Here is a 6,000-nt window from a genome sequence, read left to right as displayed (position 1 = left end):
CTCCTGCACCTACTCCTGCGCCGGCCGCACCCCAGGTGGCCGCGCCTGCGCCGCCACCCCCACCGCCTCCGGCGGCGTCGAAGCCGGTTGAAGCCGCGATTCCTCCGCCCCCGCCGCCGGCCAAGCCGGCCGAGAGCCCCAGCCCGACGGCGGTCGCGCTCGCCGACGACCCGACCATCAAGACCCTGACCGCAAAGCTCAACGATAATCCTGATGATGCGGCCGCGCTGTACCGGCGCGGGCAGGTCTATGCGAGCAAGGGAGCCTACGAGCTCGCCATCAAGGACTTCAACAATTCGCTGCGGCTGAACCCGAAGGATGTGGAAGCCTATAACAACCGCTGCTGGGCGCGCACGGTGATCGGCGACCTGCAGGCGGCCCTGAAGGACTGCAACGAGGCGCTGCGGCTACGGCCGAATTTCGTCGATGCGCTCGACAGCCGCGGCCTCGTCAATCTGAAGAGCGGCCAGAACAAGAATGCAATTGCTGATTTCGACGCAGCCCTCAAGATCAACCCCAGATTGACGTCGTCGCTGTACGGCCGCGGCCTTGCCAAGAAACGCAACGGCTCGATTCCGGAAGGCGACCTGGATATTAACAATGCGAAGGCGATGGACCCCAATATCGTCAAGGAATTCGCCGATTACGGGGTGCAGTGACGTTTTTTGGATGAAGGCCGGCCGCCCCTCGAACCCTGAGGCGGGCGTCCAGACTAAAGGAAAGCAGCCGGCTGCGATCAAGGTCCGGCAGCCCATTTAAATGATATTGGAACCGCGCGGGAAACGCGCAGGAGGGGACTGGCAATGGCGCGTTTCTCGGCAACGAAAATTCTTACCGAAATCGTCTCGGTTGCGACGCTCGGCGCCGCACTTTCCTTCAGTACGGGAACCGCCCTGGCCCAGGAAAGGAACGTCACCGAGGATCAGATTGTCCGTGCGCTGGCGCCCGAAAAGAAGCCGCTGACCCGCGGGCTTTCGGTCGGTCCGCAGACCGCCACCGTCGACCCGGCCGCATCCGCCGCCGAGGGCAAGTTCGTGCAGAAGATCCGTGGTCGCTCCACGCGGTCGCTTTCGAGCGCCGAACGCGAGGAGATCGCCGCCATCGTCAAGGACAAGCCGAAGATCGATTTGGAGATCAACTTCGATTACAACTCGGCCGATATCAGCACCAAGTCGCTGCCGTCGGTTCAGGCGCTCGGCCGCGCGCTCACCAACAATGATCTCAAGGGCTCAACCTTCGTCGTGGCGGGTCACACCGATGCGGCCGGCGGCGAGGCCTATAACCAGGATCTCTCCGAACGCCGCGCCGACGCGATCAAGCGCTATCTCGTCGACAAATACGGCATCAACGGCACCGATCTCGTCACCGTCGGATACGGCAAGAGCAAGCTCAAGGATCCGAGCCAGCCGATGGCGGAAGTGAACCGCCGCGTTCAGGTCGTAAACATGGAAAACAAGGCCACGGCGTCGAGCGCATCCAAGTAAGGACCTGCAAGTAAGGGCGTGGCGCCGACCAATAGTTTCCGGCTACAATACGTCCCGCAGCACCCGTGCGGGACGTATTCGTTTTGGGCTCCCTTGCAGGCCATCGGCCGGCCAAGCGCCCTGTTTAATTTGACTTCCAGTCTGGATTGATCCGGCGATGAAATTCTCCGAATACCTCAAACCTGCGCTCGGAACGGCCTTCGTCGTCGTTCTGGCCGTCGGCTATTACTGGTTCGAGCACCGACCCCGCGCCGAAGAAAAGGACACGCCGGGCCAGGCGCTGGTGATCGTGACCAAATCCACCAATGCCTGCTTCTCCGACATGGTGCGGGTCACCGGCTTTATCGTGCCACGCCGCGAGGCCCAGGTCGGCGTCGATCAGGAGGGTTCCCGCGTCACCGATCTGTTCGTTCGCGAAGGCGACACAGTCACCGAAAACCAGGAACTGGCGCGCCTCACCGCGCCGCCGCAGCAGCCAGGCGCCCCGGGCGGCCGACAGGCGCCGATCTCGCTGCGCGCGCCGGCTGCCGGCCTCGTCACCGAAGCCAGGACCGCCGTCGGCGCGCCGGCCTCGCCGCAGGCAGGCCCGATGTTCCGCATTTCCGTGAACAATGAAATCGAGCTCGAAGCCGAAGTGCCGAGCGTTCACCTGCTCAAGCTCAATCCCGGCGCGACGGTGCGTATCAGCCGTGACGATGCGCCCGACGTTGTCGGCAAGGTCCGGCAGATCTCGCCGCAGATCGACCGAGGCACCCAGCTCGGCAAGGTCCGGATCTCGCTGAACAACAATCCATCACTCAAGGTCGGCATGTTTGCCCGCGCCAATATCGACGCCAAACGCTCCTGCGGCGTCGCGGTGCCGCGCACCGCCATCGACCGCCTGACCCTGCAGGTCGTGAAGGGCAACACGATCGAGACGCGAAGGGTGCGCGTCGGCCTGACCTCCGACACCTCTACCGAAATTCTTGAAGGCCTCGACGTCGGCGAAACCGTCGTGGCCGATGCTGGCACCTCTTTGCATGACGGCGACCAGGTCAAGACCATGTTCGCCGATGAACTCGAGCGCACGCGGGCACGCTAATGGCTTTGAATATCTCGGCATGGTCGATCCGCAACCCGCTGCCTTCGATCGTCTTCTCAATCATCCTGCTGGTACTGGGCTGGGTAAGTTTCACCAAGCTCGCGGTGACGCGGCTGCCGAGCGCCGACATTCCGGTGATCTCGGTCGCGGTAGCGCAATTCGGCGCGGCTCCGGCCGAGCTGGAATCGCAGGTTACCAAGACCATCGAGGACGGCGTATCGGGCGTCGAGGGCGTGCGGCACATTTCGTCGTCGATCACCGACGGCCTGTCAGTGACCACGATCCAGTTCGCGCTGGAGACCAACACCGACCGCGCGCTCAATGACGTCAAGGACGCCGTCACTCGCGTACGCGCCAACCTGCCGCAGAACGTCAACGAACCGCTGATCCAGCGCGTCGACGTGATCGGCCTGCCGATCGTCACCTATGCGGCGATCTCGCCCGGCAAGACGCCGGAGCAGCTTTCCTATTTCGTTGACGACGTCGTCAAACGCGCGCTGCAGGGCGTGCGCGGCGTGGCGCAAGTCGAGCGTATCGGCGGTGTCGAGCGCGAGATACTTGTCTCGCTCGACCCCGACCGGCTGCAGGCCGCCGGGCTTACTGCCGTCAATGTCAGCCAGATTCTGCGCGGCACCAATGTCGACCTTGCCGGCGGCCGCGCCGAAATCGGTAAGAACGACCAGGCCATTCGCACGCTGGCCGGCGCCAAGACGCTGAACGAGCTCGCCGGCACCATGATTCCGCTGTTCGGCGGCGGTGAGGTGCGGCTCGACGATCTCGGCACCGTCACCGACACCATTGCCGATCGCCGGACCTTTGCCCGCTTCAACGGCGAGCCGGTGGTGGCGCTCGGCATCAAGCGCTCCAAGGGCGCCAGCGACGTCGTGGTTGCCGCCGCCGTGCAGAAGCGAATCGATGCGCTGAAGGTCGCCTATCCCGATGTCGATCTGAAGCTGATCGATACCTCGGTCGACTTCACCAAGGGCAATTACGATGCGGCGATCTCGACCTTGTTCGAGGGCGCAATCCTTGCGGTGATCGTCGTGCTGCTGTTCCTGCGCGATATCAGAGCCACCATTATCGCCGCGATCTCGCTGCCGCTGTCGATCTTCCCGGCGTTCTGGGCAATGGATCTGCTCGGCTTCTCGCTGAATCTGGTCTCCTTCCTCGCCATCACGCTATCGACGGGCATTCTGGTCGACGATGCCATCGTCGAGATCGAGAACATCGTGCGCCACATGCGCATGGGCAAGTCGCCCTACCGCGCGGCCCTCGAAGCCGCCGACGAAATCGGCCTCGCCGTGATCGCGATCTCGCTGACGATCATCGCGATCTTTGCTCCCGCCAGCTTCATGTCCGGCATTGCCGGACAGTTCTTCAAGCAGTTCGGCATCACGGTGTCGGTACAGGTGTTCTTCTCGCTGCTTGCCGCGCGCTTCGTCACGCCGGTGCTGGCGGCATACTTCCTGAAGGATCACCCGCACGAGGACCCGCCGCCCGGACGTATCCTGCAGGTTTACACCCGGCTCGTGACCTGGTCGGTGAAGCACTATTTCATCACCGTCCTGATCGGCTTCGGCGTCTTCGCCGCCTCGATCTGGAGCATCACGCTGCTGCCGCAAGGCTTCCTGCCGGCGCAGGACACCGCGCGCTCGCTGCTGGCGATGGAATTGCCGCCGGGCTCGCAGCTCGCCTACACCGAGAAGGTGACGGAAGAAATCGTCGCGCGGCTGCGCAAGCGCCCCGAGGTGAAGAGCATCTTCGTCGACGGCGGCCGCGTGCCGCCGGGAACACAGGAAGTTCGTCGCGCCGCGCTGATCATCAACTACACGCCGAAGGGCGATCGCAAGATCACCCAGCGGCAACTCGAGCTCGAGATCGGCCAGGAACTGGAAAACGTTCCCGATATCCGCTTCTGGTTCCTCGACGAAAACGGCCTGCGCGCGATCTCGCTTGTCGTGACCGGTGTCGACAGCAACATCGTCAACAACGTCGCCAGCGAGCTGGCGACGCAGATGAAGCGGATTCCGATCATCGCCAACGTGATTTCGGAAACCTCGCTCGACCGGCCCGAGCTTCGCATCCGGCCGCGGGCCGAACTGGCGGCGCGGCTTGGTGTCTCCACCGAAAGCCTTTCGCAAACGATCCGCGTGGCCACCATTGGCGACGTCGGTCCGGCATTGGCAAAATTCGACGCCGGCGACCGCCAGGTCCCGATCCGGGTCCAGCTCGAGGACAATGCGCGCGGCGACCTGCAGATGCTGCAGCAATTGCGGGTGCCGCTCGGCCAGCGCGGCGAACGCGGCGGCGTGCCGCTGTCGGTTGTCGCCGACATCCAGCTCGACCAGGGTCCGACCAGCATCAACCGCTATGACCGTGAGCGACAGGCGACCGTCGCGGCCGACCTCGTGGGCACGGCAGCCCTCGGCGACGCGACCAAGATGATTTACGAGCTTCCGGTCATGAAGAGCCTGCCAAAGGGCGTGAAGGTCAGCCCGTCAGGCGACGCCGAGAGCCTCAACGAATTGTCGGAAGGTTTTGCCACCGCGATCACCGCGGGGCTGATGATGGTGTACGCGGTGCTGGTGCTGCTGTTCGGCACCTTCCTGCAGCCGATCACCATCCTGTTCTCGCTGCCGCTCTCGATCGGCGGCGCGATCGCAGCCCTGCTGCTGACCGGCAAGCAGCTCACCACGCCGGTCTGGATCGGCATCCTGATGCTGATGGGCATCGTCACCAAGAACGCCATCATGCTGGTCGAATTCGCGACTACGGCGATCCGCGAGGGCAAGAAGCGCGACGAGGCGATCATCGACGCCGGCATGAAGCGTGCCCGCCCGATTGTGATGACGACGATCGCGATGGCCGCGGGCATGATGCCGTCAGCGCTCGCGTTCGGCGCCGGCGGCGAATTCCGCTCGCCGATGGCGCTCGCCGTGATCGGCGGCCTGATCTTCTCCACCATCCTGTCGCTGGTGTTCGTGCCGGCGATGTTCATGGTGATGGACGATCTCGGTGCGCTGTTCTGGCGGCTGGGCAAAAAGCTGATCGTCTCCAGCGCGGAGACGGAGTCCGACGCTCACGGATCGGAGAAGGAGCCGCCTACCAAGGGTCCGCCGGCGATGTCGCCTGCGGCGGAGTGAGGGAACTTGTATGAGGTCGCTTGGTTGAGAGGCCTCGACAGGCAACCGATAGATGATAAATTTCACATCATGAACTTGGTCAACCGAACGCTTGAAATCGACGCTGAAACTGACGCGAGACTTCGCGAAATGGCGAAGGAGCGCGGCCAGGATGTTGCTGCCGTGTTGGCGGAAGCAGTCGCGTTGCTCGATTCCGTTGTCGATCTTGCCGGTCCAGACATTAGCGAGGATCGTCGTCGCTACGAAGAATTTCGACGGACCCGCGCCGCCGTACCGCTTGACGATGTCAAAG

General features: G+C 63.6%; 4 protein-coding genes. All 4 read left to right on the top strand.

Annotated elements, in window-relative coordinates; genetic code table 11:
* On the top strand, positions 1-659 hold a 659-nt coding region (locus GWE18_RS38270; protein WP_275190752.1), incomplete at its 5' end, for a tetratricopeptide repeat protein.
* A gap of 144 nt (positions 660-803) precedes the next feature.
* The gene (locus GWE18_RS38265) at positions 804-1,484 is read left to right on the top strand and encodes an OmpA family protein (protein WP_275190751.1); all 681 of its coding nucleotides are present in this window, start codon (positions 804-806) and stop codon (positions 1,482-1,484) included.
* A gap of 157 nt (positions 1,485-1,641) precedes the next feature.
* Positions 1,642-2,565 (top strand): efflux RND transporter periplasmic adaptor subunit, encoded by a 924-nt coding sequence (locus GWE18_RS38260; protein WP_275190750.1) that lies wholly within the window; start codon positions 1,642-1,644, stop codon positions 2,563-2,565.
* Positions 2,565-5,708, top strand: coding sequence for an efflux RND transporter permease subunit (locus tag GWE18_RS38255; protein ID WP_275190749.1), 3,144 nt, complete (start codon positions 2,565-2,567; stop codon positions 5,706-5,708). The genes GWE18_RS38260 and GWE18_RS38255 overlap by 1 nt, the downstream gene beginning before the upstream one ends.
* Positions 5,709-6,000: the final 292 nt, after the last annotated feature.

Source organism: Bradyrhizobium sp. CSA112 (genome assembly GCF_029051645.1).
Taxonomy (GTDB): Bacteria; Pseudomonadota; Alphaproteobacteria; order Rhizobiales; family Xanthobacteraceae; genus Bradyrhizobium.
The sequence above is the reverse complement of the archived record's forward strand: the minus strand, read 5'-3'. Positions and strand labels throughout refer to the sequence as shown.